At 52.1% G+C, this 25,337-nt stretch carries 31 protein-coding genes and 3 tRNA genes; 17 read left to right on the top strand and 17 right to left on the bottom strand.

The window, feature by feature from the left end:
- Positions 1 to 63: 63 nt before the first annotated feature.
- Positions 64 to 600, bottom strand: coding sequence for a YmfL family putative regulatory protein (locus ACQUTD_RS04285; protein WP_473273842.1), 537 nt, complete (start codon positions 598 to 600; stop codon positions 64 to 66).
- 19 nt (positions 601 to 619) lie between these two features.
- Positions 620 to 850, bottom strand: coding sequence for a helix-turn-helix domain-containing protein (locus tag ACQUTD_RS04280; RefSeq protein ID WP_473273841.1), 231 nt, complete (start codon positions 848 to 850; stop codon positions 620 to 622).
- 106 nt (positions 851 to 956) lie between these two features.
- Between ACQUTD_RS04280 and ACQUTD_RS04275 the strand changes: the two genes are divergently transcribed.
- A complete protein-coding gene (locus ACQUTD_RS04275; protein ID WP_473273950.1) occupies positions 957 to 1,616 on the top strand; it encodes a S24 family peptidase in 660 nt (219 codons plus the stop codon).
- Between the two features lie 392 nt (positions 1,617 to 2,008).
- Here the strand turns inward: ACQUTD_RS04275 and ACQUTD_RS04270 are convergent, their stop codons facing one another.
- On the bottom strand, positions 2,009 to 2,272 hold the full coding sequence (locus ACQUTD_RS04270; RefSeq protein ID WP_473273840.1) for a hypothetical protein: 264 nt from the start codon (positions 2,270 to 2,272) through the stop codon (positions 2,009 to 2,011).
- Positions 2,273 to 2,919: 647 nt separating this feature from the next.
- On the opposite strand from ACQUTD_RS04270, the gene ACQUTD_RS04265 reads away from it, so the two are divergent.
- From ACQUTD_RS04265 to ACQUTD_RS04245, 5 genes are all read left to right on the top strand, one after another.
- Positions 2,920 to 3,450 carry an HD family hydrolase gene (locus ACQUTD_RS04265; protein ID WP_473273839.1) on the top strand — a complete coding sequence of 177 codons (531 nt, stop codon included), beginning with the start codon at positions 2,920 to 2,922 and terminating at the stop codon, positions 3,448 to 3,450.
- Complete coding sequence (locus ACQUTD_RS04260) at positions 3,447 to 3,971, top strand: hypothetical protein (protein ID WP_473273838.1); 525 nt, start codon at positions 3,447 to 3,449, stop codon at positions 3,969 to 3,971. Before ACQUTD_RS04265 ends, ACQUTD_RS04260 begins: the two co-directional genes overlap by 4 nt.
- Before the next feature lie 55 nt (positions 3,972 to 4,026).
- Positions 4,027 to 4,230: a hypothetical protein gene (locus ACQUTD_RS04255; RefSeq protein WP_473273837.1), complete on the top strand. Its 204-nt coding sequence runs from the start codon at positions 4,027 to 4,029 to the stop codon at positions 4,228 to 4,230.
- A gap of 153 nt (positions 4,231 to 4,383) precedes the next feature.
- Positions 4,384 to 4,611 (top strand): DUF4224 domain-containing protein, encoded by a 228-nt coding sequence (locus ACQUTD_RS04250; protein WP_473273836.1) that lies wholly within the window; start codon positions 4,384 to 4,386, stop codon positions 4,609 to 4,611.
- Complete coding sequence (locus ACQUTD_RS04245; RefSeq protein WP_473273835.1) at positions 4,611 to 5,621, top strand: tyrosine-type recombinase/integrase; 1,011 nt, start codon at positions 4,611 to 4,613, stop codon at positions 5,619 to 5,621. The genes ACQUTD_RS04250 and ACQUTD_RS04245 overlap by 1 nt, the downstream gene beginning before the upstream one ends.
- A 136-nt stretch (positions 5,622 to 5,757) precedes the next feature.
- Here ACQUTD_RS04245 and ACQUTD_RS04240 read toward each other — a convergent pair.
- The 6 genes from ACQUTD_RS04240 to uvrY all read right to left on the bottom strand — a co-directional run bounded on the left by ACQUTD_RS04240 (position 5,758) and on the right by uvrY (position 9,299).
- A tRNA-Leu gene (locus tag ACQUTD_RS04240) sits at positions 5,758 to 5,843 on the bottom strand.
- Positions 5,844 to 5,855: 12 nt separating this feature from the next.
- Positions 5,856 to 5,929 (bottom strand) — tRNA-Cys (locus ACQUTD_RS04235).
- Between the two features lie 52 nt (positions 5,930 to 5,981).
- Positions 5,982 to 6,057: transfer RNA gene (locus ACQUTD_RS04230), tRNA-Gly, on the bottom strand.
- Positions 6,058 to 6,207: 150 nt separating this feature from the next.
- Positions 6,208 to 6,756, bottom strand: coding sequence for a CDP-diacylglycerol--glycerol-3-phosphate 3-phosphatidyltransferase (gene pgsA, locus ACQUTD_RS04225; RefSeq protein WP_473273834.1), 549 nt, complete (start codon positions 6,754 to 6,756; stop codon positions 6,208 to 6,210).
- Positions 6,757 to 6,813: 57 nt separating this feature from the next.
- Positions 6,814 to 8,646, bottom strand: coding sequence for an excinuclease ABC subunit UvrC (gene uvrC, locus ACQUTD_RS04220; RefSeq protein WP_072568895.1), 1,833 nt, complete (start codon positions 8,644 to 8,646; stop codon positions 6,814 to 6,816).
- Entirely contained in the window at positions 8,643 to 9,299 is a 657-nt protein-coding gene (uvrY, locus tag ACQUTD_RS04215; RefSeq protein WP_072568896.1) for a UvrY/SirA/GacA family response regulator transcription factor, read from the bottom strand. The genes uvrC and uvrY overlap by 4 nt, the downstream gene beginning before the upstream one ends.
- A 389-nt stretch (positions 9,300 to 9,688) precedes the next feature.
- Between uvrY and ACQUTD_RS04210 the strand changes: the two genes are divergently transcribed.
- A complete protein-coding gene (locus ACQUTD_RS04210) occupies positions 9,689 to 9,796 on the top strand; it encodes a hypothetical protein (protein ID WP_442778367.1) in 108 nt (35 codons plus the stop codon).
- Positions 9,756 to 9,980 carry a DUF2594 family protein gene (locus ACQUTD_RS04205; RefSeq protein ID WP_072568897.1) on the top strand — a complete coding sequence of 75 codons (225 nt, stop codon included), beginning with the start codon at positions 9,756 to 9,758 and terminating at the stop codon, positions 9,978 to 9,980. The genes ACQUTD_RS04210 and ACQUTD_RS04205 overlap by 41 nt, the downstream gene beginning before the upstream one ends.
- Positions 9,981 to 10,050: 70 nt before the next feature.
- Here the strand turns inward: ACQUTD_RS04205 and sdiA are convergent, their stop codons facing one another.
- From sdiA to ACQUTD_RS04170, 7 genes are all read right to left on the bottom strand, one after another.
- Positions 10,051 to 10,773 (bottom strand): quorum-sensing transcriptional regulator SdiA, encoded by a 723-nt coding sequence (gene sdiA, locus ACQUTD_RS04200; RefSeq protein ID WP_318364683.1) that lies wholly within the window; start codon positions 10,771 to 10,773, stop codon positions 10,051 to 10,053.
- Positions 10,774 to 11,050: 277 nt separating this feature from the next.
- On the bottom strand, positions 11,051 to 11,803 hold the full coding sequence (tcyN, locus tag ACQUTD_RS04195; RefSeq protein ID WP_473273833.1) for an L-cystine ABC transporter ATP-binding protein TcyN: 753 nt from the start codon (positions 11,801 to 11,803) through the stop codon (positions 11,051 to 11,053).
- Entirely contained in the window at positions 11,800 to 12,468 is a 669-nt protein-coding gene (tcyL, locus tag ACQUTD_RS04190) for a cystine ABC transporter permease (RefSeq protein ID WP_072568900.1), read from the bottom strand. Before tcyL ends, tcyN begins: the two co-directional genes overlap by 4 nt.
- A gap of 21 nt (positions 12,469 to 12,489) precedes the next feature.
- Complete coding sequence (gene dcyD, locus ACQUTD_RS04185; RefSeq protein ID WP_072568901.1) at positions 12,490 to 13,476, bottom strand: D-cysteine desulfhydrase; 987 nt, start codon at positions 13,474 to 13,476, stop codon at positions 12,490 to 12,492.
- 106 nt (positions 13,477 to 13,582) lie between these two features.
- Positions 13,583 to 14,383 carry a cystine ABC transporter substrate-binding protein gene (gene tcyJ / locus ACQUTD_RS04180; protein ID WP_072569473.1) on the bottom strand — a complete coding sequence of 267 codons (801 nt, stop codon included), beginning with the start codon at positions 14,381 to 14,383 and terminating at the stop codon, positions 13,583 to 13,585.
- An 86-nt stretch (positions 14,384 to 14,469) separates the two neighbouring features.
- Positions 14,470 to 15,021, bottom strand: a complete 552-nt coding sequence (gene fliZ, locus ACQUTD_RS04175; RefSeq protein WP_318377573.1) for a flagella biosynthesis regulatory protein FliZ — start codon at positions 15,019 to 15,021, stop codon at positions 14,470 to 14,472.
- A 56-nt stretch (positions 15,022 to 15,077) separates the two neighbouring features.
- Complete coding sequence (locus tag ACQUTD_RS04170; RefSeq protein WP_072568903.1) at positions 15,078 to 15,797, bottom strand: RNA polymerase sigma factor FliA; 720 nt, start codon at positions 15,795 to 15,797, stop codon at positions 15,078 to 15,080.
- Between the two features lie 432 nt (positions 15,798 to 16,229).
- On the opposite strand from ACQUTD_RS04170, the gene ACQUTD_RS04165 reads away from it, so the two are divergent.
- The 9 genes from ACQUTD_RS04165 to ACQUTD_RS04125 all read left to right on the top strand — a co-directional run bounded on the left by ACQUTD_RS04165 (position 16,230) and on the right by ACQUTD_RS04125 (position 24,135).
- On the top strand, positions 16,230 to 16,874 hold the full coding sequence (locus ACQUTD_RS04165) for a NeuD/PglB/VioB family sugar acetyltransferase (RefSeq protein ID WP_473273832.1): 645 nt from the start codon (positions 16,230 to 16,232) through the stop codon (positions 16,872 to 16,874).
- A gap of 105 nt (positions 16,875 to 16,979) precedes the next feature.
- Complete coding sequence (locus ACQUTD_RS04160) at positions 16,980 to 17,222, top strand: acyl carrier protein (RefSeq protein WP_473273949.1); 243 nt, start codon at positions 16,980 to 16,982, stop codon at positions 17,220 to 17,222.
- Positions 17,223 to 17,225: 3 nt separating this feature from the next.
- Complete coding sequence (locus tag ACQUTD_RS04155) at positions 17,226 to 17,969, top strand: SDR family oxidoreductase (protein ID WP_473273831.1); 744 nt, start codon at positions 17,226 to 17,228, stop codon at positions 17,967 to 17,969.
- Positions 17,970 to 17,980: 11 nt separating this feature from the next.
- Positions 17,981 to 18,724: an SDR family oxidoreductase gene (locus ACQUTD_RS04150; RefSeq protein WP_473273829.1), complete on the top strand. Its 744-nt coding sequence runs from the start codon at positions 17,981 to 17,983 to the stop codon at positions 18,722 to 18,724.
- Positions 18,721 to 19,548: a 1-deoxy-D-xylulose-5-phosphate synthase N-terminal domain-containing protein gene (locus ACQUTD_RS04145; RefSeq protein WP_473273827.1), complete on the top strand. Its 828-nt coding sequence runs from the start codon at positions 18,721 to 18,723 to the stop codon at positions 19,546 to 19,548. Before ACQUTD_RS04150 ends, ACQUTD_RS04145 begins: the two co-directional genes overlap by 4 nt.
- Positions 19,541 to 20,503: a transketolase C-terminal domain-containing protein gene (locus ACQUTD_RS04140; RefSeq protein ID WP_473273825.1), complete on the top strand. Its 963-nt coding sequence runs from the start codon at positions 19,541 to 19,543 to the stop codon at positions 20,501 to 20,503. The genes ACQUTD_RS04145 and ACQUTD_RS04140 overlap by 8 nt, the downstream gene beginning before the upstream one ends.
- Positions 20,504 to 20,506: 3 nt before the next feature.
- Positions 20,507 to 21,886 carry an AMP-binding protein gene (locus tag ACQUTD_RS04135; RefSeq protein ID WP_473273823.1) on the top strand — a complete coding sequence of 460 codons (1,380 nt, stop codon included), beginning with the start codon at positions 20,507 to 20,509 and terminating at the stop codon, positions 21,884 to 21,886.
- Entirely contained in the window at positions 21,870 to 22,955 is a 1,086-nt protein-coding gene (locus tag ACQUTD_RS04130) for a LuxE/PaaK family acyltransferase (RefSeq protein ID WP_473273822.1), read from the top strand. Before ACQUTD_RS04135 ends, ACQUTD_RS04130 begins: the two co-directional genes overlap by 17 nt.
- Positions 22,939 to 24,135 carry an acyl-CoA reductase gene (locus ACQUTD_RS04125; protein WP_473273821.1) on the top strand — a complete coding sequence of 399 codons (1,197 nt, stop codon included), beginning with the start codon at positions 22,939 to 22,941 and terminating at the stop codon, positions 24,133 to 24,135. The genes ACQUTD_RS04130 and ACQUTD_RS04125 overlap by 17 nt, the downstream gene beginning before the upstream one ends.
- Positions 24,136 to 24,139: 4 nt before the next feature.
- Here the strand turns inward: ACQUTD_RS04125 and ACQUTD_RS04120 are convergent, their stop codons facing one another.
- Positions 24,140 to 25,291, bottom strand: coding sequence for an aminotransferase class I/II-fold pyridoxal phosphate-dependent enzyme (locus tag ACQUTD_RS04120; protein ID WP_473273820.1), 1,152 nt, complete (start codon positions 25,289 to 25,291; stop codon positions 24,140 to 24,142).
- Positions 25,292 to 25,337: the final 46 nt, after the last annotated feature.

Here is a 25,337-nt window from a genome sequence, read left to right as displayed (position 1 = left end):
ACGGCAACGAAATTGCTTAGCTGGCCTGAATCGGTTTAAACTGTTCATGCGTTAGTTCTCCACTTACTGAAATGACGCACCAGACGCCTCGAGCTGCACACTCGGGGCGTCACCTTTTCTGGATGTCACGAACAAATCCACCGCCTGATCTGAAACACCGTATAGCGCCATAAAACCCATGAACCCATGGAACTGGTGCCTGATGGTTTTACGGAATAGCTCAGAGAGCTTTTTCCTCTCGTGACGGTCTATCACCCCATCACCAGCTGCTTCGATCTGCGCCTGCGCCAGCATCCCTTTTGCTGCGTTCGCCTGCATATCGAGAGAATAAAGATCGACGTTATCGATGCTTTCCGGCCTGGGTACATCCACCAGCAATTTTCCGACGCGCGCGGCGGCATACTCCGCCAGCATGGAAATACCAGACAGGTCTTCCATTCGCTCCAGCTCAGCCAGGGTGAAGAATCGGCTTCCGCACTTCTGGTACATGTGGTTGTGAAACGTGTCGATGCTCATACCGAGATCAGCAGCCATGCCCAAGCGTCCGCCCGGGTGGGCTTTGCACATAGCGCTGATTGCTGCCTTTATGCTGTCTACCATGTTCTTTTTCCTTTGGTAGTTACGGTGATACTGCCGATTCGTTAGTCTGAACAGGCGGGAAAACATCATCGATGCTTACGTCTGCTCCAAAACTGTTGAGGGCAGATACGATTGCCCGGCACTGATCAATGTTCATATTTCTTTTACTGTTTTCGTAATGACAAACAGCCCCTTTTGTCACTCCGAGAGCGCTCGCTAAATGACCTTGTGTAATGCCTAGCTTGGTTCTGATTGCTCGAAGGTTGTTCATTCTGGTCTCCTGTAAACAAAGTAAATATACATTTTGTATTCTTAGTGCGCAAGGAGATATACGTTTTGTGACTCGATTAAAAGTATACAACTTGTATTATTTGGGTATGACTATGAAATGGTACGACCTGGCTAAGACCCTGATGAAAATTAGGGGGATTACGCAAGAGCAACTGGCAGAACACCTTGGCATAACCAAAGGTGCAGTTAGCCATTGGCTGAATGCACGCCGTGAACCGAGCCTGGAGGAGATAGCCCGGATCCTTGAATTCCTTGGGAAGCGGAATTTTTCTGTTGGTGCTGGGGGGCTAATAATTGATGAAACACTTAAAGGTGATGTTGAGTACATCGGCCCTTATAAGCCGGGTAAAAAATATCCAGTTCTAAGTAAAGTGCAGGCTGGTGCATGGTCTGAAGCTTGTGAGCCATATGCTCTTAAAGAAATTGACCTGTGGTTAGAATCAGACGCGCATACACAAGGCGAAGCATTCTGGCTTGAAGTAGAAGGCGACTCTATGACCGCTCCAATGGGTCTCAGTATTCCAGAAGGGACGTTCGTGCTCTTTGATACAGGCCGTGAAGCAGTAAACGGTAACCTGGTGATCGCTAAACTGGTCGACGACAATGAGGCAACGTTCAAAAAACTCGTTATTGACGGTAGCCAGAAATTTTTAAAGGGCCTAAATCCTCAGTGGCCAATGATGCCAATCAACGGAAACTGTCGGATAATCGGCGTAGCTGTCGAAACAAAAATGCGGTTGCTATAATTTGATTATCGTTAGTTTTCAATCCACTCTCCCTTTTTAATCCCTTCATTTCGTATACCTTACCCGGCCATCGTCCCGGGTTTGAACTCACATAAAATCCTCCTTTAACGGCCACTTTGCCTACGCAACAGTTAAGGTTTCGAACTTATAAAATCTTTCATGAATACATTATGTTGTCAACTCCCGACCATCTTAGTATACATATCGTATTGACCACAATGAATACATTTTGTATATTCAATTCATAACAGCGAACAGGCAGGACGCCTACGAAGTAGCCGCCGGTGGCGTATGAATGACCGGATGATTCGCAAGTAATAAAAAAGCGCCCTAAAGGACGCTTCGCTCTTTAAAAATCTGGGAAGTCCAAAACCATTCTGTCGGAACAGGCTTCAGGCTGTGCAGGTGATGCCGGTTACCTTTTTAACGAAGGCGCATAACTCCGCTTTACCTTGCTCCAGAGTGTCGAATAGTTCTGAGTGATATACGCCATCTTTACGGGCCGTAAACAGCTTTTGATGCTCGGCTTTTACTGAGGCAGATGTGAAACGCTCCAGGGTATCTATGCTGCAACGAAATTTAAATTTCTTGCCTGAGCGCTGAAGCATATGCACTCCAGTAGAGGAATTACCGTTTTGTTTTAATAACGAAACCATTGCTGGGATCCTTAAAATTCGCGCCGTACTGCATATCACTTCGTGCGAACTCAGTTACTTATTTTGGGACCCCAGATTAAACCAACCTTGATTTTTGGTGAATAGCGAGGCGATGAAAAAGACCGGGGCACAACATGAAAGCGCACTCCCTAACTTATCGGTTATGGGTGACAGGTATGAACGTGCTGGAGTGCGCTTCCAGTTGTGGTGAATGCGCAGGCTGATGCGCAATGGGACGTGGCTGACTCATGAGGATGGCTCTAGCGATTAAGCCAGCTCGATGCCGCCTAAAAAGCGCCTTATGCCGGAGATCAGCACCGGTCACTGCAACCTGAGTTCTAATAATGCCAACGTGTGTAGTTTTTTGACGGCGTCTGATCTTATCCCGTGAGGGCGCCGTACTTTTTTACACAACTGAAAGCGCGCTCCATTCACTCCTCTTAGTGTCTGGTCGTTAATGCAAACTCCGCGCAGCGCGCTTCCGGTTGTGCGGAGAACTAACCAGGCGGTTGCAGCCGCCCGCTTCATTAAGTGCCCTTCCCGGGTGCTTATTAAAGCGAAGCCCTTTTAATCATCGCCTGCTGGCGAGGGTTTCCTGCAACCAAAATTCGACGCGGTGCAGCGCGATATAACACGGAGAACTAACGATGTCCTTTATTCAAACCCTGAGCGGTAAGCATTTTGATTACCTGAACGCGCAAACAGATGATGTCGATATTGAGGACATCGCCACTGCCCTCTCTAATATTTGCCGCTTTGCCGGTCACCTGCCGGAATTTTACAGCGTGGCGCAGCACTCCGTTCTGTGCAGCCAGATCGTCCCGGCGGAATACGCCTTTGAAGCGTTGCTGCACGATGCAGCTGAAGCTTATTGTCTGGACATGCCCGCGCCGTTGAAAGCACTGCTACCGGACTATCGCCGCATCGAAACACAAGTGGATGACCTGATCCGCAGTAAGTTCGGTCTGCCACTTAACCAATCTACCACCGTCAAATATGCCGATCTGGTCATGCTGGTAACCGAGCGCCGAGATCTGGAAATCGACAACGGCACTTACTGGCCGATTCTAGAAGGCATACCGGCATCCGACCTCATCCAGATCAATCCACTCCGCCCGGGTCAGGCTTATGGCCTGTTCTTGAACCGCTTCAATGAACTGAGCGAGGCGCGCCAATGAAAGAGCAACTGGCAAAAATGGCCATCATTGAGCTGGTCAGAACGGCACACAGCTACTCCACCAGCATCAAGCAGACTGGCGTTTATTCTGAGCTGGTACGGGAAATGGCCTCTCGGTTGGAGGCGCTAAATTTGGCGCACATAGGTTCCATGGCGGCGCTGGAAACTACAGCGAAGCGCATCGCCGCGCTTGAGGCGAGAACGCTCATCGCGAAACCAATTGGGTATTTCGCGTATGACACTGATGGTGGCTTTACTAACCACGACACGGCAGAACGAGCACAGAAAGAGGCCCAGGACGCTATCGAATACTTCCGCGAGTCAGCCTGTGATGGCTGGAGTGACGAGGTTGATAGCGTGTGTTGGGGCGCAATTATGCAGCATGCCGAAAAAGTTGATGAAAGGCCAGTAACAAACGAGGACAGATGCGCAAGCCATATTGAGTGCTATTGCGATTACACACTGTTGCCAAGCATCAAATTGAATATCGAGGATGAATCGGTATGTCAAATACAACCATAAAGCTGTATCTGGTCAATACAGCCTCTGTACTGTTAATGATTGAGGAGCACGCAGAATGAGCAAAGTTAAAACCCATACCGGAATCATCATCACCAAAGATGGTGAAAAAACGGTGAAGCTCCGTGAAACAGCCACTACGTGGTGCGTGGGACGTAATGAAACGTATCGCAAAGAAGATGGCCGACGTTGCGGCGCGCCGCTTACATCACGGCGTCTTAAGCTCGCCAGCATCAAACCTATCGAAAGCGGAATAGTATGAGGGAATTTCAAAGCAACGCAGAGTTGGTAAGTTAGTAGCCACTGGCCAGAAATTTGACCGATTGATATCGCACGAAACGGCAGCGTTTAAATCCTGCCGCCAGCGAATAAGGTGAAACGCCCGGGTGCAGCCGGGCTGAGTGGAGAATGAACCATGAGCGTGCATAACCAACGTTTTCTTACTCCGGACGATCTTTATCAACTGACCGGGTACCGCCGCCCCTCACTACAGTGCAAAGCACTTAAAGAGAGCGGCGTGTTCTTCGTTCCACGCAAAGATGGCAGGCCCGGCACAACATGGGCGCATGTCGACAACCCGCTTGGAATGAAGCCTGTTTCGGTTAACCCTGAGGAAGAAGAACCAAACTTTGAGGATATGTAATGTCCAGAGCACGCAAAAATCCAGAGGACAACTGGATGCCGCCCCGCGTTCGCCGGGGCAAATCAGCATATGAGTTCCGCTCAACCGATGGCAGAACTATACGATTATGTAATGCCGATCTCAGCAAAGCACAGGTCTGGGCAGCATATGAGCAGTTCATCAATGAGAGCAAAGCCACAAATACATTCAAGGCTCTTTGCGAAGAGTTTATCAACTCAGGTGACTTTCATGAACTGGCATCAGAGACACGTAAGGACTACCTGAAGTACTTCGGCAAGATAAGCGCTGTCTTTGGAAAAATGAAGCCCGACAATATCAAGCCCGAGCATGTCAGAAAATACATGGATAAACGGGGGGTAAAAAGCAGGGTGCAGGCCAACAGGGAAAAAGCTTTCATGTCCCGCGTCTTTCGATGGGCTTATGAACGAGGCAAAGTGAAGATGAATCCCTGTAAAGGGGTAAAGCAGTTTAAAGAGAGTGCGCGAACTCGCTATATAACGGATCACGAATATGCTTCGTTGTACGAAGTATCGCCTGAGGTGGTAAAAGTGGCGATGGAACTCGCATATCTATGCTGTGCTCGCCAGGGCGATATTCTTGAACTCAAGAAGAGTCAGTTGACTGAACAGGGCATCCTAATTCAGCAAAGCAAGACGGCAGTAACCCAGATTAAGGCCTGGACAGATCGCCTTCACGCAGCTGTGGAGATGGCTAATAAAATGCCGGTCAATCCAGGCATGGTGAGCATTTATTTGTTACATCAAAAATCCGGGGCTCGATATACCCGGGATGCATTTAACGCACAGTGGATGAAAGCCAAAAAATTGGCTGCTGAAAAACATCCTGACCTTGATTTCCAGTTTACGTTTCACGATTTGAAAGCGAAGGGCATATCAGATCTTGAAGGCTCGTTAAACGATAAACAGAAAATATCTGGCCACAAGAACGTGTCACAAACTGCTAAATATGATCGCAAAATTGCTATCGTGCCGGTCGTTGGGGGGCAATAACGCCCCCTCTTTTCCATCACCCAATGGCGAAAGCTAATGGCGAAACAATGGCGAAGCTGAATAGCGTGCATAAAAAAACCACCCGAAGGTGGCTTACACGACACTGCTTATCATTGATTTTATTCGAGGTTTCCCATGGTACCCGGAGCGGGACTTGAACCCGCACAGCCATAAGCCGAGGGATTTTAAATCCCTTGTGTCTACCGATTTCACCATCCGGGCTCGGGAAGAAATTGGAGGCGCGTTCCGGAGTCGAACCGGACTAGACGGATTTGCAATCCGCTACATAACCGCTTTGCTAACGCGCCGAAAATCTTCAGGTCTTGCGACCAGCATCCGCAATATGCCGATACTATAAACTGGAGCGGGAAACGAGACTCGAACTCGCGACCCCGACCTTGGCAAGGTCGTGCTCTACCAACTGAGCTATTCCCGCAATATCTTGTGATTAGCTAATCACTTGATTTTACTATCTTCTGGCAAGCAGTGCCGCCGTCTGATGCGATGCATTCTACTTACCTGACGCACTGAGTCAACGATATTTTTTCAAACTCAGGATCGTTTGCTGAAATTTACGGCGAAACGATCACGGTTCAAGCAAATCGCCGCGCGCGGCGTTTAAATATTGCAGCATAGACCACAGCGTCAGCACCGCAGCCACAAACAGCAGGCCTACGGCCGCGTATTCCATGAGCTGGTTAGGACGCCACAGCAGCCCTACCAGCGCCACCATCTGCGCCGTGGTTTTCACTTTACCGATCCAGGAGACGGCCACGCTGCTACGTTTGCCCATTTCCGCCATCCACTCACGCAGCGCAGAGATGATGATCTCGCGCGCAATCATGGTTGCCGCCGGTAAGGTTACCCACCATACGTGATAGTGCTGGACAACCAGCACCATCGCAATAGCCACCAGCACTTTATCGGCGACCGGATCGAGAAACGCGCCAAAACGCGTGCTCTGATTCCAGCGCCGCGCCAGAAACCCGTCAAACCAGTCAGTGATCGCCGCAAAGCAGAAAATCAGCGCACATGCAAAAGGAGCCCAGACGAACGGCAGATAAAATGCCACCACGAAGAACGGGATCAAAATGACTCGAAAAAGCGTTAGTAACGTCGGGATATTAAATCGCATAGTGACGGGTAACTGTCTGTTGTCAGTAAAAATTAGCTCTATGTTGCTACATAGCCCTTAATGTTTCAACGAGTAGTAGATCTTTTCTGCCAGGCCTTGCGAAATACCCGGCACTTTTGCAATTTCCTCAATAGTGGCATTGAGTAAACCTTGCAATCCGCCCATGTATTTCAACAACATTTGCCGACGTTTTGGCCCTACGCCCTCGATAGTTTCAAGCGTACTGGTATTTTTAACTTTTGCCCGTTTTTTTCGATGTCCGCTGATGGCGTGATCGTGTGACTCGTCGCGAATGTGCTGGATCACATGCAGCGCCGGGGAGTCCGGCGGCAGGTTAAAGCCCTCGCCTTCCGGTTCGAAGAACAGCGTTTCCAGCCCGGCTTTACGATCGGTGCCTTTTGCCACCCCCAGTAATAAGGGATGATGCTTATCCCAGGGAACATCCAGTTCAGCAAACACCGCTTTTGCCTGGCCCAGCTGCCCTTTCCCGCCGTCGATCAGCACCACGTCGGGAACTTTACTCTCCTCGATTGCCTTGCCGTAACGACGGCGCAGCACCTGGTTCATCGCCGCGTAATCATCGCCGGGGGTAATGCCGGTAATATTGTAGCGGCGATACTCGGCGCGCACCGGGCCATTGGCATCAAATACCACGCAGGACGCCACCGTCTGTTCACCCATGGTATGACTGATGTCAAAACACTCCATGCGCTTTACTTCCGGTAGCTTGAGCATAGCGGCGAGCGCCGTCATACGCTGATGAATGGTCGACTGCTGTGACAGCTTAGTGCTCAGCGCCGTCGCGGCATTAGTGCGCGCCAGTTTCAGGTAACGCGCCCGATCGCCGCGCGGTTTGGTCTGCACGTTCACGCGCCGCCCTGCCACCGCCGACAGGGAATCCGCCAGCAGCGTTTTGTCCGTCAGATTAAAGTCCAGCAGGATCTCGGAAGGCAGCGTGCGCATCTGGCTACCTTGTAAGTAGAACTGACCGACGAAAGTTTCCACCACCTCGCCAAGCTCAGTGCCGCCCGGAACTTTCGGGAAATAGCTGCGGCTGCCGAGCACTTTCCCCTGACGAATAAACAGCACATGGACACAGGCCATGCCAGCATCAAAGGAGACGCCAATCACGTCCAGATCGTCGCCAGTATTGGAAACAAACTGTTTTTCCGTGACGCGTCTGACCGCCTGGATCTGATCGCGTATCCGCGCCGCCTGTTCAAAGTCCAGCGCCAGGCTGGCCTTTTCCATACGTTCGATCAGCAGGTTCAACACCTGATCGTCTTTCCCCGCCAGGAACAGCCGGACGTAATCCACCTGCTGCGCGTACTCTTCCTCGCTGACCAGGCCTGCCACACAGGGGCCAAGACAGCGACCAATCTGATATTGCAGGCACGGGCGTGAGCGGTTGCGATAAACGCTGTTTTCGCACTGGCGGATGGGGAAAATCTTCTGCAGCAGCGCCAGGGTTTCGCGCACCGCATAGCCGTTCGGGAAAGGCCCGAAATACTCGCCTTTCGCATGCTTTGCGCCACGGTGCGTGGCCAGTCGCGGATGAGTATCGGCGCTCAGGAAAATGAAAGGATAGGATTTATCATCCCGCAGCAGCACGTTGTAACGTGGCTGATACAGTTTGATGTAGTTATGTTCAAGCAACAGGGCTTCAGTCTCGGTATGGGTAACCGTGACGTCGATTTGCTGGATTTGCGACACCAGCGCCTCGGTTTTCCGTGAGCCGACGTTGGTACGAAAATAGCTGGACAGCCGCTTCTTGAGATCTTTGGCTTTACCGACATAAATGACGGTACCGCCGGCATCGTACATACGGTAGACGCCGGGTTTGCTGGTCACCGTGCTCAGGAAGGCTTTGGGTTCAAAAACTTCACTCACTGACTTGATAACGTCTCCGCATTACACAGACCATGTCGAATGGCCAGATGGGTCAGCTCAACATCGCCGTGAATGTTTAATTTACTGAACATCCGGTAGCGGTAGCTGTTCACCGTCTTCGGGCTGAGATTCAGTTGCTCTGAGATCTCATTCACCTTCTGGCCTTTGGTAATCATCAGCATAATCTGCAACTCGCGTTCCGACAAACTTGCGAACGGCGATGCGGTTTTTTCCGGCTCAATCTGACTGAGCGCCATCTGCTGGGCAATGTCCGAAGCAATATAGCGCTGACCGGCATATACAGAGCGAATGGCGTTAACCATCTCTTTAGGCGCAGCGCCTTTACTCAGATAGCCAGCCGCGCCAGCCTGCATCACTTTCGCCGGCAGCGGGTTTTCAGTATGCACGGTAAGCATAATGACTTTGGTGTCAGCGGTAGAGCGCGCGATTTTACGCGTCGCTTCAAGGCCGCCAATACCGGGCATGTTCATATCCATCAACACGACGTCGACAGGATTAGCGCGACACCATTTAACAGCATCTTCGCCACAGCAAACCTCGCCGGAAACTTTTATACCCTTAATATCTTCCAGAATGCGTCGTATCCCTGCGCGCACCAGTTCGTGGTCATCAACAAGAAGGACGTTGATCAAAGGAAATCTCCAGAATAGGGATAACGCTACTTTCAGTTAATTCTGCACATATTACCGTTTTTTAGCGCAAGATAAAAATCCAAAAATGCGCAGGGTACGTTTTCGGTCAGGCAGGTGGAAACAGGACTGTACAATTTCCGGAAAGAAAAAGTGCTAAATGACGTCTAAAGTGGCCGATTTAAGCAGCGTTTATTCAAAGATTTAAATATCACCGGATAAACGAAGCGGTAATTAATGACTGTCATTTAACAATATTTAACCAGCGGGATACCGGCTATAAACATATATTGTGTAACAGATAATTATACTGGTTATCATTTATGGGATTAATTTGTTAAACGGCATCAATAACGATCAAAAAACAAGCACTGCTATTTTTTGCCGGCCTTGTGGTATACTCCGCCGCCTTCACATTCACTGGCGCATTCAGGCGCTGTTACATACCGAGGACGTTACATGAACACACCCGATTTCACTACTGCCGAAAATGGCCCTGAACTGGCTCAGGAAGTCTCCTGCATGAAAGCGCTGGTAACCCTGATGTTACAGGCGATGGGCCAGGCAGACGCAGGCCGGGTGATCCTGAAGCTGGAAAAGCAGATTGCCCAGATGGAAGATACGGCGCAGGCTGACGTCTTTGCTGCCACTGTTAAGCAGATTAAACAGGCTTACCGTCAGTAATAAAAAACCGGCTGACAGTGTGTTGCCCTGTCAGCCGGTGTAACGTTCGACACGCGAAACGTATCGTCTTTCAGATAAACCCTGTCGCCGCCGCATAGCAGGCTATCTGCGTTTTATTAGGCGCATTGAATTTTTTCTGCATATTTTTCTGGTGGAAGTTCACCGTATTCTCCGAGATGGACAGGATCATCGCAATCTCCGCCGAGGTCTTCCCTTCCGCTGTCCACTTCAGGATCTCGCGCTCGCGTTTGCTGAATTTCATCTCCGGCGCGGCCACCGTATCATCATTCAGCTTGCTCAGCGTCAGCAGGCTCATCTGCACCAGAAATTGCAGGCGTAACTCTATCTCATCGTCAGAGCGCGTTTTACCGCGTACATCGGTGCGGGATACAGAAAGAAAGCCCATCGCCCGGTTGGGCAGCATCAGGCACTGGGTGACGCCTTTACGCAGACCATGATCGCGCGCGCCATCCCATAAAGGCTGGGCTTCGCTAAATAAGCGATCGCTCCACGGCAGGTGTCCCTGAATAAAATTCTCAGGCCTCAGCACCGGATCGATGGCGAAATAGTTTTCCGCCTGATAATGCGAGGTCCATGCGTGAGGGTAAGTGGTCTCCAGGGATAATTTGGGCCGCGTGAAAGGCACAGGATGCCGCACACAAAGTGAGAAATAATCAAATTCCAGCTGCTGCGTCTGACGCTGTAGCTCGTTATAAACCTCTGCCGCTGATGTCATCCCCTGAAAAAGATGCAGCAACTCCCGTCGCCAGGTGAAAAAGTCTGTCTCCTGCATATATACCGGTAAAACCCCTGCTTGTTATCATCATTATTATGAATGTATAAAACTAACACATAAAACTTATTTATAAATACAAAATAACGACCTGGTATGGAATAACCCGCATCTTATTGTCGATTCATTGTACTAGTCAGCATTAATAGCGGCATTTCAAATACCGCTTTAGAAATATTTAGAATAATTCAGACCGAAAGGAAATAATGAAGTTGCCGGATAAAAAACTTAACTTAAGATAAATTAAAGCAGGATCGCCTGAGGCGATCCGCCTTTGTTATTGCATGAGGAATTTTTCGAGGAACTGTTGGGTGCGCGGCTGTTGCGGCTTAGCAAACAGATCTTTTGCCGGGCCCTGTTCGACAATGCGCCCCTGATCCATAAATATGGCACGATCGGCGACATCGCGGGCGAAGCTCATCTCATGGGTAACGATCACCATGGTGCGCTTTTCCTGCGCCAGTTGACGAATGGTGCTCAGCACCTCGCCCACCAGTTCCGGATCGAGCGCGGAGGTCGGCTCATCAAAAAGAATGACATCCGGACGCATTGCCAGCGCACGGGCAATGGCCACGCGCTGTTGCTGCCCGCCGGATAAACGCTTCGGATAGCTGGTTTCCTTGCCGCTCAGTCCCACTTTCGCCAGCAGTTCCCTGGCGCGGGTGGCCGCCTCGGTTTTTGCTTCGCCTTTGACGATGACCGGCCCCTCAATAATGTTCTCCAGCACCGTGCGGTGCGGGAACAGATTAAAACTCTGAAAGACAAAGCCCACGCGCTGACGCAGTTCACGGATAGCCGCTTTTTGCGAGCTGAGCGACCGTCCGGCATCGATGGCAATCTTACCTACCCGAATGGTGCCGCTTTCCGGCTGTTCCAGCAGATTGATGCTGCGCAGCAGCGTGGTTTTACCGGATCCGCTTGGCCCGATAATCGCCACCACTTCGCCCTCTTCCACTTCGAGGTTAATACCGTGCAGCACCGTCTGACCGTGAAACTTCTTCACCAGGTCTTTTACTTCAATTGCACTCATTTTGGATCACGCTCCTGGCGGTTCAGCTGATTTTCAAAATAGTTTTGCAGCGCCGACAGCACCGTCGCCATCACCCAGTAAATCAGGGACGCGGCCAGATACATGGTGAACACTTCCAGCGTGCGGGAGGTGATCAGCTGAGCCTGACGGAACAGCTCCGGCACCTGAATGGTGGCCGCCAGCGAGGTGTCTTTCACCAGACTGATAAAACTGTTGCTGAGCGGCGGTAGCGCCACCCGCGCCGCCTGCGGCAAAATCGCCCGGCGCAGCGTCTGCCACGGCGTCATACCGATACTGGCCGCCGCTTCCCACTGGCCTTTGTCGATGGAAGAGATGGCCGCGCGCAGCGTTTCTGAAGTATAGGCCGCGGTGTTGAGCGACAGGCCAATCATCGCCGCCGGAAGCGGATCCAGTTCGATCCCGAACTGCGGTAGCCCGTAGTAAATCATAAACAGCTGCGCGATCAGCGGCGTGCCGCGGAAGACAGAGATATAAAAGCGCGCCAGCCAGCGGATCGGCAGCAGCGGCGACATGCGCATCAGCGCCAGAATAAAGCCCAGCAGCAGGCCAAAAAACATGCCGCCGATACTGAGCTGTAGCGTAAATACCGCCCCGCGAAGCAGGAAGGGCGCGGAGTCGATCACCAGTTGTATACTTTCTTGCATTATCGTTCTTCTGTTCGCAAATCAGACATGGGGGTGGTAGGCGAAAAGCGCCGGTGCGCCACCTGTGTGTATAAACAGAACCGGTCCCTGATCCTTAAAGCGATTCTGACTGATACCGTCAATCAAGCCCGCCATGGCTTTGCCGGTGTACACCGGATCGAGCAAAATGCCTTCCAGACGCGCCAGCAGTTTAACCGCTTCCAGCCCTTCCGGATTCGGCGTGCCGTAGGATGGCGCAAAATAGTCGTCCCACAACACAATGTCCGCGCGGGTCTGTACGTCCAGCAGGGTATCCAGCTCCTTAACCAGCGTGGCCACTTTCGGCTGCTGATCCGCCACGCTGCGCGATACCGTGACGCCAATCAGCTCCGCCTGCGGCATTAACTGCCCGAGGCCCACCGCCAGTCCGGCATGCGTCCCGGCGCTGCCGGAGGCCACCACCACCGAGGATATGTCCACCGTATCTTCGCACTGGCGGGTGATTTCCAGCGCGCTTTCCACATAGCCAAGCGCCCCCAGCGCGTTGGATCCGCCCACCGGGATCACATACGGACGAAAACCCTGGGCTTCAACGCGCGTCGCCAGTTCATCCAGCTGGCGAACCGGATCGGTCAGCGCGTCGCACATCTCTATTTGCGCGCTGAACAGATCCAGCAGCAGGCGGTTGCCATTAGTGAGGTAGTTTTCGGCGCGGGTGCCGATGGGATTTTCCAGCAGCGCCACGCAGTTCAGCCCCAGCTTCGCCGCCACCGCCGCCGTCTGACGTACGTGGTTGGACTGGATGGCGCCTGCGGTCACCAGCGTATCGGCCCCTTCGCGCAGCGCATCGGCGGCGAGGAACTCCAGCTTACGCAGCTTGTTGCCGCCCATGGCAATCGGCGTCACATCATCGCGCTTGATGAAGATCTCGCGGCCCAGATAATCGGAAAAACGCGGCAGGTACTCCAGCGGCGTGGGCGCGCCGATAAATTCGAGGCGGGGAAAACGGGTTAAATTATGCAGGGACATGAAATCTCCGGTGCTGTGTAACGAATCATTCACTGATTATGCACGGTACGGCGCAATAAATAAAAAAGGCGCTCTAATCAGCGCCTTTTTCGTTAACTGCCGATGATTATTTCGTCACGTCAGCGCCAAACCACTTCTCAGACAGCGCCTTCAGGGTGCCGTCTTTCTGCATATCCGCAATGGCGGCATCGATAGCTTTCAGCAGATCGTCATCGCCTTTACGCACGGCCACGCCCGCTTCCTGACGGGAGAACGCATCGCCTGCTACCGCCAGCGTGTCTTTGGTTTTCTTCACCAGATCCAGCGCCGCCAGGCGATCCACCAGAATGGCGTCGATACGGCCTACGCGCAGATCCTGATATTTGGTCGGGTCATCGTCATAGGTACGAATGTCCACGCCCTGTACATTCTGGCGCAGCCACTCTTCATAGTTGGTGCCGAGGCCCACGCCGACTTTTTTGCCTTTCAGATCGGCTGCGGTTTTGATGCCGCTTTCGTTACCTTTTTTCACCAGCGCCTGGATACCGGAGATGGTGTACGGCGTGGAGAAATCATATTTTTTCTTACGCTCATCGGAGATTGTGACCTGGTTAATCACCACATCAATGCGTTTGGAGTCCAGCGACGCCAGCATGCCGTCCCACTTGGTAGGCTTAAGATCGGCTTTCACGCCAAGATGTTTTGCCAGCTCCTGCGCAAACTCCACTTCGAAGCCAGTCAGTTTGCCGTCATCTCCCTGGAAGCTGAAGGGCGGATAAGTGCCTTCCAGCCCAACCAGTAAGGTTCCGCGTTCTTTAACTTTATTAAGCACATTATCTGCCGCGAACGTCGTCGCGCTCATACCTGCTACCAGCGCAACAGCCATAACGCCCATCAGCGCCTGACGACCTAACTGAACAAGTTTCATAGTCACCCCGAATAAGAAAATTTTCACGATAGTGCATGGTGTATGGCCTGTTGGTCAAACACCACTACGCTACATGTTATTCATTTTTAATATATATCAGAAGTTGCCTGAGGCGCGATTTTCTGCGCGGCGATAAAGTGGGATTGTGACCTGAACTGGGCGTACTTGCGCAGCGCAATCCGGTAGTTATTGGTGCTGGTCAACGGCAGCCAGGGTTCCAGGACTTCATCAAGGAAGCCATCAGCCAGCTGATCGTGAGAAACATTATTTTCCGTAAGATGGTTGCCAAGACGGCGCAGGCGGACAACATACTCACGCACCGTGCCGTGGCTCATTTCGGTTTGCTCAAACAGATACTGTTTAAAACCGATAATATCGAAGAAATCGCTCTGCTCTTTGCAGTGCAAATCGCCGCAAAAACGACATAGCGCGACCCACTCTTGCTGTTCCTGTTGCCAGGCGGCTTCGTCCAGCAGGGTGTCGAGGCGCGAAATCGCGATCTTGTTAACGATCTCACCGCGACGCACCAGCGTGATGCGATCGAGCAGTTTGTGGCAATGCGCACAATGCGTCTGGCTGTGTTTAAAGTCTTTCAGGTAGCGGCTTAAGGGCCGTCTTTTAGCGTGCTGCACCGTCATGATAACTCCTGGTTGTCAATACGTTGTGCGGCATTCTTCAGGCGATAAACACGTGCCTATAACTTACCCAGCTTGGTACGTAAGCGCTTAATGGCCTGGCTATGGAGCTGGCTCACCCGCGACTCGCCGACTTCCAGCACCGCGCCAATCTCTTTGAGATTAAGCTCTTCCTGGTAGTACAGCGTCAGGACCAGTTGCTCACGTTCCGGCAAGGCTTCGATAGCCTCCATCACGCGATGGCGCAAATTGCTCTCCAGCAACTGGTGTAACGGGTTCTCCTGCTGGTGATCGTCAGTCACCAGCTCGATGCTATCGCCATGCTCTTCCCGCCACTCGTCATAAGAGAAGAGCTGGCTGTTATTGGTATCGAGCAACATCTGACGATATTCTTCGACAGGAATACTCAGCCGCTGCGCGACCTCGGTTTCCGTCGCGTTGCGTCCCAGTTCCTGCTCCAGCTGTCCCATCGCCTGTGCCACTTCGCGGGCATTACGCCGGACGCTGCGCGGCACCCAATCACGGCTGCGCAGTTCATCCAGCATCGCCCCACGAATACGCTGCACTGCGTAAGTGGTAAATGCCGTTCCTTGCAGAGCGTCGTACCGGTCAACTGCATTCAGTAAACCGATGCCGCCCGCTTGTAGCAGATCGTCCAGTTCCACACTCGCCGGCAGACGCACCTGCAGGCGCAATGCTTCATGACGCACAAGTGGTACATAACGCTGCCACAGCGAGTGTTTATCCATTACACCTTCAGCGGTATACATTGAATTCACGATAAACAGCCCTGCGTTAATGAGTTATCGGCATGATTATCCGATTCTGGAGGGGTTTTAATCGGATGAATAGTGGGTGAAATGGGCGGCTATTTGAGGTAATAAATGAGATGCACTACCCGAAGATGCCTGTCAGGAGCAGATAATGTTAATATTTAAGGTGTTTATTTTCGCGCCATTCAAAACATACCCTGATGTTCATCTGAAAACCAGGCTATTTTGCCACCTGCTTTTTAATTTGCAGGCCTCTGGTTTTAACCGCGTCACATTTTTTTGCGGGGAAATGTTCCCTTTTTTCTATCGGGTAATTAACACCAAAAAATGACGTTTATTCGCCCCCTGACCCGCCTGTCTGCTGATTTACATTAGGTTATTAACATCAATTTATTTTACACCGCTGTGCAGAAATGGCGTGCTGAAGTTGAGGACAAGATGAAACTGGCAATCTATGGCGCAGGCGGGCTCGGTAGAGAAGTGCTGGAACTTGCACAACAGATAAACGCCTCGGGATCGCGCTGGGATGATCTGTGTTTTATTGATGATATTCACCCAGATCGGAAGCTGAAAGGCTTCCCGGTTGTCTCCCTGAATGCCCTCACGCCTGACCAGTATGAAATTGTGATCGCCGTCGGTGAACCTTCGCTGCGCCGCACACTCGCGCAGAAAGTGAGAGAGCACGGCCTTACGCTGGCCACGCTTGTACATCCTGATGCCCAGTTAAGCCCGACCAGTCCCCCGGGCGAAGGCTGCGTGATTTGCAGCGGCGTATTTATCTCCTGTGACACTGTGCTTGGCCACAACGTTCACCTACAGCCCAATGCCAGCCTGGGACATGACTGCCAGATTGGCCATAACTGTGTCATCTCGTCTTATGCCAATCTGGCAGGCAACTGCCTGATCGGTGAACGCGTTTTTATTGGCATGAACGCGGTTATCCGCGAATCCACCACTATTGGTGATGACGCCATCATCAGCATGGGCGCAGCCGTGTTCAATGACATCGCCCCCGCCATGATCGTGATGGGTAATCCGGCGCGGGCAATCCGCCCAAACATGGACAAAAAAGTATTTAAGTAAGCCGCGGTTATTCACGCACCAAATAACGTTCCATTTTGCCTGCATGCGCGTCGCTGAATGGATTTGAAAATGACTTAAATTTCCACGCTACTCTGGAGAAAAATGATGTCCAATCTGGAAACTTACAACCGCGTCTTCACCGAAACTTTCGAAGTTTCAGAAGATATTTTACCTGGCTACAAATATCAGGATACGCCATCCTGGGATTCGGTGGGTCATATGACGATGATCGCCTCGCTGGAAGATGCGTTCGATATCATGATGGACACTGATGACATCATCGAATTCGCGTCCTGGGAAAAGGGTAAAGAAATCCTGAAAAAATATGACGTTGAACTTCAGGATTGAGTGATGATGCTGCACGCAAAAACGGCGGTTATCACAGGGTGTTTACAGGGGATCGGCAAGGCAACGCTTGAAACGTTTGCCCGCGCCGGTGCGACCGTATTTGCCTGCTGCCAGACACCCGATCCGGCTTTTACCGATTTTATCGCTGAACTTAGCGAGAAATATCACGCGGAAATCATTCCGGTATATTTCGATTTGCAGGATAACGACGCCATAAAACAGGCGGCGATGACTATTCAGAAAACCAAAAAGCCGGTTGATATTCTGGTCAATATTGCTGGCGCTAATTTCGACGCCAATTTTCAGATGGTCACTCTCGATCAACTGCAAAAAACGTTCACCATCAATTTCTTCTCGCAAATAGCCTTCACGCAATATATTGCCCGCATTATGCTACGGCAGAAAAAAGGCAGCATCATCAATATTTCCAGTATTTCTGCCCTTGATGGTAATCCGGGGCAGCTGGCGTATGCCAGCGCGAAAGCTGCGTGGCTTGCGGCCACCAAAACCCTGTCCGCAGAACTGGGGCCACAGGGCGTGCGCGTCAATGCCGTCGCGCCGGGTGTTATCAGCACCGCAATGACGGCTGCACTTTCAGAAGATGTAATGGCGCGTCAGATGGCGCGGTGTGAGTTAGGTCGTCCTGGCTTGCCTGAAGAAGTGGCGAATACGTTGCTGTGGTTGGCGTCCGATGCGTCCAGTTATACCACCGGACAGATTATTCGCGTTGATGGCGGCATGGGTTGAGGTAAACAGATATGTTGATGCAAGGTAAAACCGTTTTAATTACCGGCTGCCGACGCGGTATGGGCCTCGCGATGGTCGAGGTCTTCGCAGCCAATGGCGCGAACATTTACGCCCATGCGCGTGAAGCTGATAACGCCTTTATCGAACAGATGGCCGCCATTGCTGACCGCCATCAGGTGGCGATCTGGCCTATCGGTTTTGATATGACAGATTACGATGCCATGAAGCTGGCAATCAAAAAAATCATGTCTGACAAGCGCCCGCTGGACGCGGTGGTCAACAATGCGGGGATCACCTTAAACAGTCTGTTCCAGATGACCAGTGAAGCGCAGTTGCGTGCTCAGTTTGAGGTGAATTTTTTCGCGGTTTATCTGTTTAGCCAGTACATCGCAAAACTGATGGTTCGCAACCAGCGTGGCAGCATTATTAATATTGCCTCAACCGCAGGTGAAGACGGTAACCCGGGCAAATCCGCTTACGGCGCATCGAAAGCGGCGCTGATCGCGATGACAAAATCCATCGCCGCAGAACTGGGTGAAAAAGGTATTCGTGCCAATTGCATCGCACCGGGCATTACCGATACCGATATGCTGCTGACCATGCCAGATCACGTTGTGCAAGAGGCTAAAAACAACGCCGATCTGCGCCGGGCAGGCACGCCCGCGGAAATCGCCGAAGCGGCACTGTTTCTGGCAAGCGATCTCTCAGGCTACATCACCGGCCAGACTATCCGGGTTGATGGTGGTTTAAAATGACAAAAACACGCGCAGAAACAGAAAGCGCGGCGCTGCGCATCCGTCGCCGCATTTTAAGCGTTGCCCATCACGCCCCGAGCGATGGCGTTCATGTCTCGCCCGCCCTGTCGATGGTGGATATTCTCAGCGTTCTGTACGGTTCGGTGATGCGTTATGACGCAAAAGCGATTACTGACGTACAACGTGATGTCTTTATCCTCAGTAAAGGACATGCGGCACTGGGGCTGTACGCCGCGCTGTGCGAGTTTGGCATCATGACCCCTGAACAGCTTGATACTTTCGAGCTGAACGGCTCTGTTCTGCAAGTGCATCCCACTAAACACCCGGAATACGGTATTGATTTTTCTGGCGGCAGTCTGGCTCAGGGGCTTTCCTTTGCTACCGGACTGGCGCTGGGACGCCGCCTCAGGGGCGAGGCCTGGCAGACCTATGCGCTGGTAGGCGATGGCGAATGCAATGAAGGTGCGATCTGGGAATGCGCCTTTATGGCGGCGCACCACAAGGTGGATAATCTGACGCTGATTGTCGATCGCAACGGTTTGCAATCTGATGGCCACACCGATGACGTGATGCGTATGGATCTTGAAGCGCTCTGGCGTGCCTGTCACTGGGAAACCCTTGTCTGTGATGGACACAATCAGGAGGCATTAATGAACGCTTTCGCTGCACCGCATCACGGTAAACCGAAAGTTATCATCGCCGATACCGTCAAAGGTAAAGGCGTCTCCTTTATGGAAAACAATAAAGAATTCCACCGCAATCGCCTCTCTGCGCAACAGCTCAGCGATGCGCTGAATGAACTTAACGGGGGGCCGTATGCCTGAGTTTAAACCCGCAACGATTCGTTCCTGGTCCATGCTCGGCTCACGCGGCACCTTCGGCATGACGCTGCTGGAAATGGCGCACGAGCACGAAAGCATCGTGGCACTTTCCGGCGATCTGTGTAAATCCTCCGGTCTCGACCGCTTTAGCACCACCTTGCCTGCGCGTTTCTTTAACGCCGGGATCGCCGAGCAGAACATGGTCGGTGTTGCCGCAGGTCTTGCCGCCAGCGGCTTTGTCCCTTTTGTCACCTCGTTCCCCAACTTCCTGACCCTGCGGGCTGCCGAACAGGTACGCCTGAATCTCGGCTATATGCAGGAAAATGTGAAGCTGGTGGGTCTGGCCTCCGGGCTGGCAACCGGCATGTTCGGCGCGACGCATCACGGCATTGAAGAACTGGCGATGCTGCGCGCGGTTTCCAATATCACTATTTTTTCTCCCGCCGACTGTACAGCTACGGTGAAAATGACCAAGGCAGCCTTTGAACATGCGGGGCCGGTTTACCTGCGGCTGACGGGTGGGATGCGCGCACCGATTGTTTATAAAGAAGATTTTGAACTGATCCCGGGCAAAGCGATCACCCTGCGTGAAGGCCGGGATATCGCCATTATCGCCACCGGTAGTATGGTACATGTAGCGCTGACCGCCGCCGGGCAACTGGCGGATCAGGGTGTAGACGCCGCCGTGATCGACATGCATACCATCAAGCCGCTCGATGAGGCGACCCTCGCGCGACACCTTGATAAAAAACTGCTGGTCACGGCAGAAGAACACAGCGTGACGGGTGGGCTGGGCAGTGCAGTCGCAGAATTTCTCGCCGGCGAAGCGCATCGGCCAAAGCAGTTGATCGTCGGTATTCCTCAGGGCTATCCCCATGCAGGCGATTATGGCTGGATGCTGGAGCAAAGCGGGTTAACCGCGGCGCAGCTGACCACACGCATACTGGGTGCGTTGTAAATCATGGCGTTCTGGCACACTGAAACGGTTTCGCCCGATCATCCTGCACTGGTGGACGCCCGTGGGCTGACGCTTAGCTGGGGCAAGCTCACAGACCGCGTGCAGACACTGGCGCAGTCGATCCCGAACCGTGCGCTGGTCTTTGTTTTTTGCAAAAACCATTGCGACGCGGTGATCGGGTATCTGGCGTGCCTGAAACAAAATGCGGTCGCGCTGATGCTGGACAGCGATCTTGACGACACGCTGATGACGTCACTTATCGACACCTACCGCCCCGCGTTTTTGTGGCACGACAAAGGCGGCACTTACCAGCTGCATGCGACCGGCTTGTCCCCTTTCACACTGCATGATGATCTGGCGCTGCTGATGACCACCTCTGGCTCCACCGGCAGTCCTAAGCTGGTGCGCCTGAGTCAACGCAATCTGCAAAGCAACGCAACCCGTATTGCGTCCTGTCTCGCTATAACGTCCCGCGAACGCGGGCTGGTCAGCCTGCCCCTTAATTACGTGTATGGCTTATCGATCGTCAATAGCCACCTGAGTGCAGGGGCTACCTTGCTGCTGACGGGTGCCAGCGTTATGCAGCGTGAATTCTGGCAGTTCGTGCGCGATGAACGGGCGAGTTCACTTGCCGGTGTACCCTATACCTGGGAAATGCTGAAAAAACTGCGATTTATGCGTATGGATCTTCCCGAAATGCGCACGCTAACCCAGGCTGGCGGAAAACTGGCTCCCGCCCTGGTGAAGGAATTTACCGATTTTGCGGAACAGCACGGTAAGCGTTTTGTGGTGATGTACGGCGCGGCCGAAGCCACATCGCGCATGGCCTGGCTCGCACCGGAATTTGCACAACGCAAAAACGGCACTATCGGTCAGCCTATCCCCGGCGGGGAGTTTTTGTTGCTTGATGAACATGGCGGCATTATTACCAAGCCTGATACAGACGGTGAACTGGTGTATCGCGGTGAGAATGTGGCGCTTGGCTACGCGGAATGCGGTGACGATCTGGCGCTGGGCGATACCTTTAACGGGACGCTTCATACCGGTGATATTGCCCGCGTTGACCCCGAGGGTTTTTACACCATTGTCGGTCGTAAAAAGCGCTTTTTGAAAATTTTTGGCAACCGCGTCGGCCTCGACGAAATGGAAGCCCTGCTTAAATCCGCGTTTTCAGGGCTGGCCTGCGCCTGCGACGGGCGCGATGACTTGCTGTGTATCTTTATTACCGATGCCGCTTTTGAAGTGGCGGTGAAACAGCACGCTGCTCAGAAAAGCCAGCTCCATCATTCCGCGTTTCGCGTTATCACACTTAATGAGATACCCAAAAACGCTGCTGGCAAGACGCTTTATCACAGGCTGAAAGATCATGTCCCTTCCGTTTGAAGCGATTTTAGCGCAGGCCCCCTATTCACTCGCCCGCGATGAAAAACATGCCCTGCAACTCACCAGACTGCGTGAACTCACCGGGCATCATTACACCCATTGCGAAGCCTATCGCCGTATGCTCGACGCCCAGTCATTTGTCCCTGCGAAGCTCGACCATGTTACCGAATTACCATTTCTGCCGGTTTCACTGTTCAAAACCTTAACGCTGAAAAGCGTACCGGACAGCGATATTGTGAAAACCATGACGTCATCCGGTACCACAGGGCAGCAGGTTTCACGCATTTATCTGGATAAAGCCACTGCGACGCACCAGCAAAAAACGCTGGTTAAAATTGTCAGCCAGTTCACTGGGGCCGGACGTTTACCTCTGCTGATCATTGATTCACCCGCGGTGCTAAAAGATCGTCTGCAATTTTCTGCCCGTGGCGCGGGAATTTTGGGTTTTTCGCTCTTTGGTAGCGACCGTGCCTGGGCGCTGGACGAGGACATGGCGCTCAACCTGCCGGCAATTGAAGCCTTTTTACACAAGCACCAGGGTAAGCGGATCCTGCTTTTCGGCTTCACCTTTATGGTCTGGCAGCATTTTTATCAGCCCCTAAAAGCAAGCGGCAAGTCCCTTGATCTCAGTAATGCGCTGTTGATCCACGGCGGAGGCTGGAAAAAGCTGCAAAACGAAGCCGTCACGCCCGAGGTTTTTGCACAACGGCTGCATGACGTTTGCGCCTTGCCTGCGGTACATGATTATTACGGCATGGTCGAGCAGACCGGCTGCATTTACATGCAGTGCGAGCACGGGCATCTGCACACGTCGATTTTCTCGGAGGTTATTATCCGCGATCCGGTTGACTTCTCCGTCGCGCCACAGGGTCAGCCTGGCATTATTCAGGTGTTATCCCTGCTGCCAGAATCCTATCCCGGACATTCATTGCTCACCGAAGATGAGGGCGTGATTCTCGGGGAAGATGACTGCGCCTGCGGACGAAAAGGCAAATACTTCCGCATTCTGGGACGGCTGAAAAAAGCCGAATTACGGGGATGTAGTGATACCTATGCAGCACAATTTTAACGGACTTGATTTCGTACTGGGAGACGACGCTCTTTTGCGTGGTATGTCTGCGCTACAGGCACTGCCGCCTTTCGCACCGGACGTTATCGCTTTTCTTGATACGTTCTCACGCCTGACGCTGGGTGACAGCGACGCGAAAGCCTGGCCGGATGTGATTAGTCTGGGATTCTGGTGCCGTAGCGCGTCCATTACCCGTATGCAGACTGAGAGCATCCCCACCGCGTATCGTTACGGACGAGGCATGGCGATTCATATTGCGCCTGGCAACGTGGCGGTAAATTTTGCTTATTCGCTGATGGTCGGATTATTAACCGGTAATGCGAACGTTGTACGCTTACCGGGTCGCGATCACCCACAGACGGCGATAGCAGTACGACTGTTGAAAAGCGCGCTGGAGAAACATCCGATAATGCGTCCGCGCATTATTCTTGTGCGCTACGATCGACAGCAGCACATTAATGATGCACTTTCTGCCTTATGCGATACGCGCATCATCTGGGGCGGCGATGAAACCATTGCACAGGTGCGCCGCTCGCCGCTTTCTCCCCGTGCGCTTGATATTGCTTTTGCCGACCGCTATTCCATCGCGGTTATCAATGCTGACCGTTATCTGGAACATACTGAAAAAGCGCAACTGGCACAGGCGTTTTATAACGATACCCTGCTTAACGATCAAAACGCCTGTACCTCTCCGGCTCTGGTCGTCTGGCAGGGACAGAACGTCGAACAGGGACGCAAACTGTTCTGGCAACATTTTGAGGCGCTGGCCGCCAGCCGCTATACATCTGAACCCATCTCAGCAGTCAATAAACTGGCTCAACTGTACTTAGTCAGTTCACAGTTTGACGGTGCGAAAAATGTCTCCGGGGCGCAACATCGCATCATGCGGGTTGAACTGTCCACCCTGACGGAAAATACCCTCGACTGGCGTGGTAACTGTGGCTTTTTCATGGAGTATGTCGCGCAGTCTCTTGACGAGATTAACCCGGTTTGCCATAGCCGCTGTCAAACGCTGGCGACGTTTGGCGTCTCGCCTGAAGCACTGGATAACTGGCTGGCCACCGGACACCGGGGGGTTGATCGCATTGTCCCACTGGGTCGCACCCTTGATTTTTCACTGCACTGGGACGGCTATGATTTGGTCGCCATGCTGACTCGCGTCATAGCAACAAGACGGTAACCCCTTAGGCTACCTGCCGAGGGGACAGAGCAATAGACACTGGGTTTTGCGAATAATGCTTGATAAGCGCGATAACCCGTTCTTGATCTTCAATACTCAAATCTGGATAAATTGGCAGGCAGAGGATCCTATCTGCAAGGACTGTGGCAACCGGCAATTTATCTGGAGCGGCGGAGGGCAAATGGCGATACATCGCAAATGAACTGATAAGCGGATAAAAATATCGACGCGTATATACCTGGTCAGATTTTAACGCCTCATAAAGGGCATCACGACTTAATGGATAGTCACTTTCAATCAGCACAGGATAATAGGCGTAATTCCACTCAAAACTATTCTTTGCTTCAAAGAAAGCGATGCCTGGAATATCTTTTAACGCCTCGTTATAACGTTCTGATATGTCTGAACGTGCCGCCAGAGCACCATCAATATATTGCAACTGAAGCAGACCGAATGCCGCTTCGACCTCATTCATTTTGGCATTAATACCCGGCGCGACAACTCGCGTTTCACCGGCAAATCCAAAATTTTTAAGATAATCAATCCGTTGCTTGGTACGCTCGTCGTGGCAAATAATCGCGCCACCTTCAAAAGTATTAAATACTTTTGTCGCGTGGAAACTCAGTACCGACAGATCGCCATGATTGAGTATGCTTGTCTCGTTCTGACGCACACCAAATGCATGCGCCGCATCATAAATCACTTTTAAACCATAAATATCAGCGATTTGTTGGATCTTCTCCACGTCGCAAGGGATGCCATAACAGTGAACCGGCATGATAGCCGTTGTCTGTGGCGTGATTAGTTCTTCAATACGCTCAGGATTAATATTAAACGTACGCGGATCGATATCTGCAAACACCGGCGTTAACCCATTCCACAATAGCGTATGCGACGTTGCGACAAAGGAATATGGTGTGGTGATCACTTCCCCGGTAACGCGCAGCGCCTGCAATGCGGTCAGCAGCGCTAACGTCCCATTTGAAAACAGGCAAACATGTTTAACGCCCAGATAGCGGGCCAGCGCATCCTCCAGTTCCTGATGAAACTCCCCACCGTTGGTCAGGATCCGATTCCCCCAGATTCTCTCCAGGTAGGGCATAAACTCCTCAAGAGGGGGAAGTAAAGGACTGGTCACGAAGATGTTATTGCCCATGGTAAGCCTGCTGATAATGAGGAATACTTTATCATAGCGAGCCGGG

Source organism: Enterobacter sp. K510 (assembly GCF_055804875.1).
This window is presented reverse-complemented; position numbering and strand designations above follow the sequence as displayed.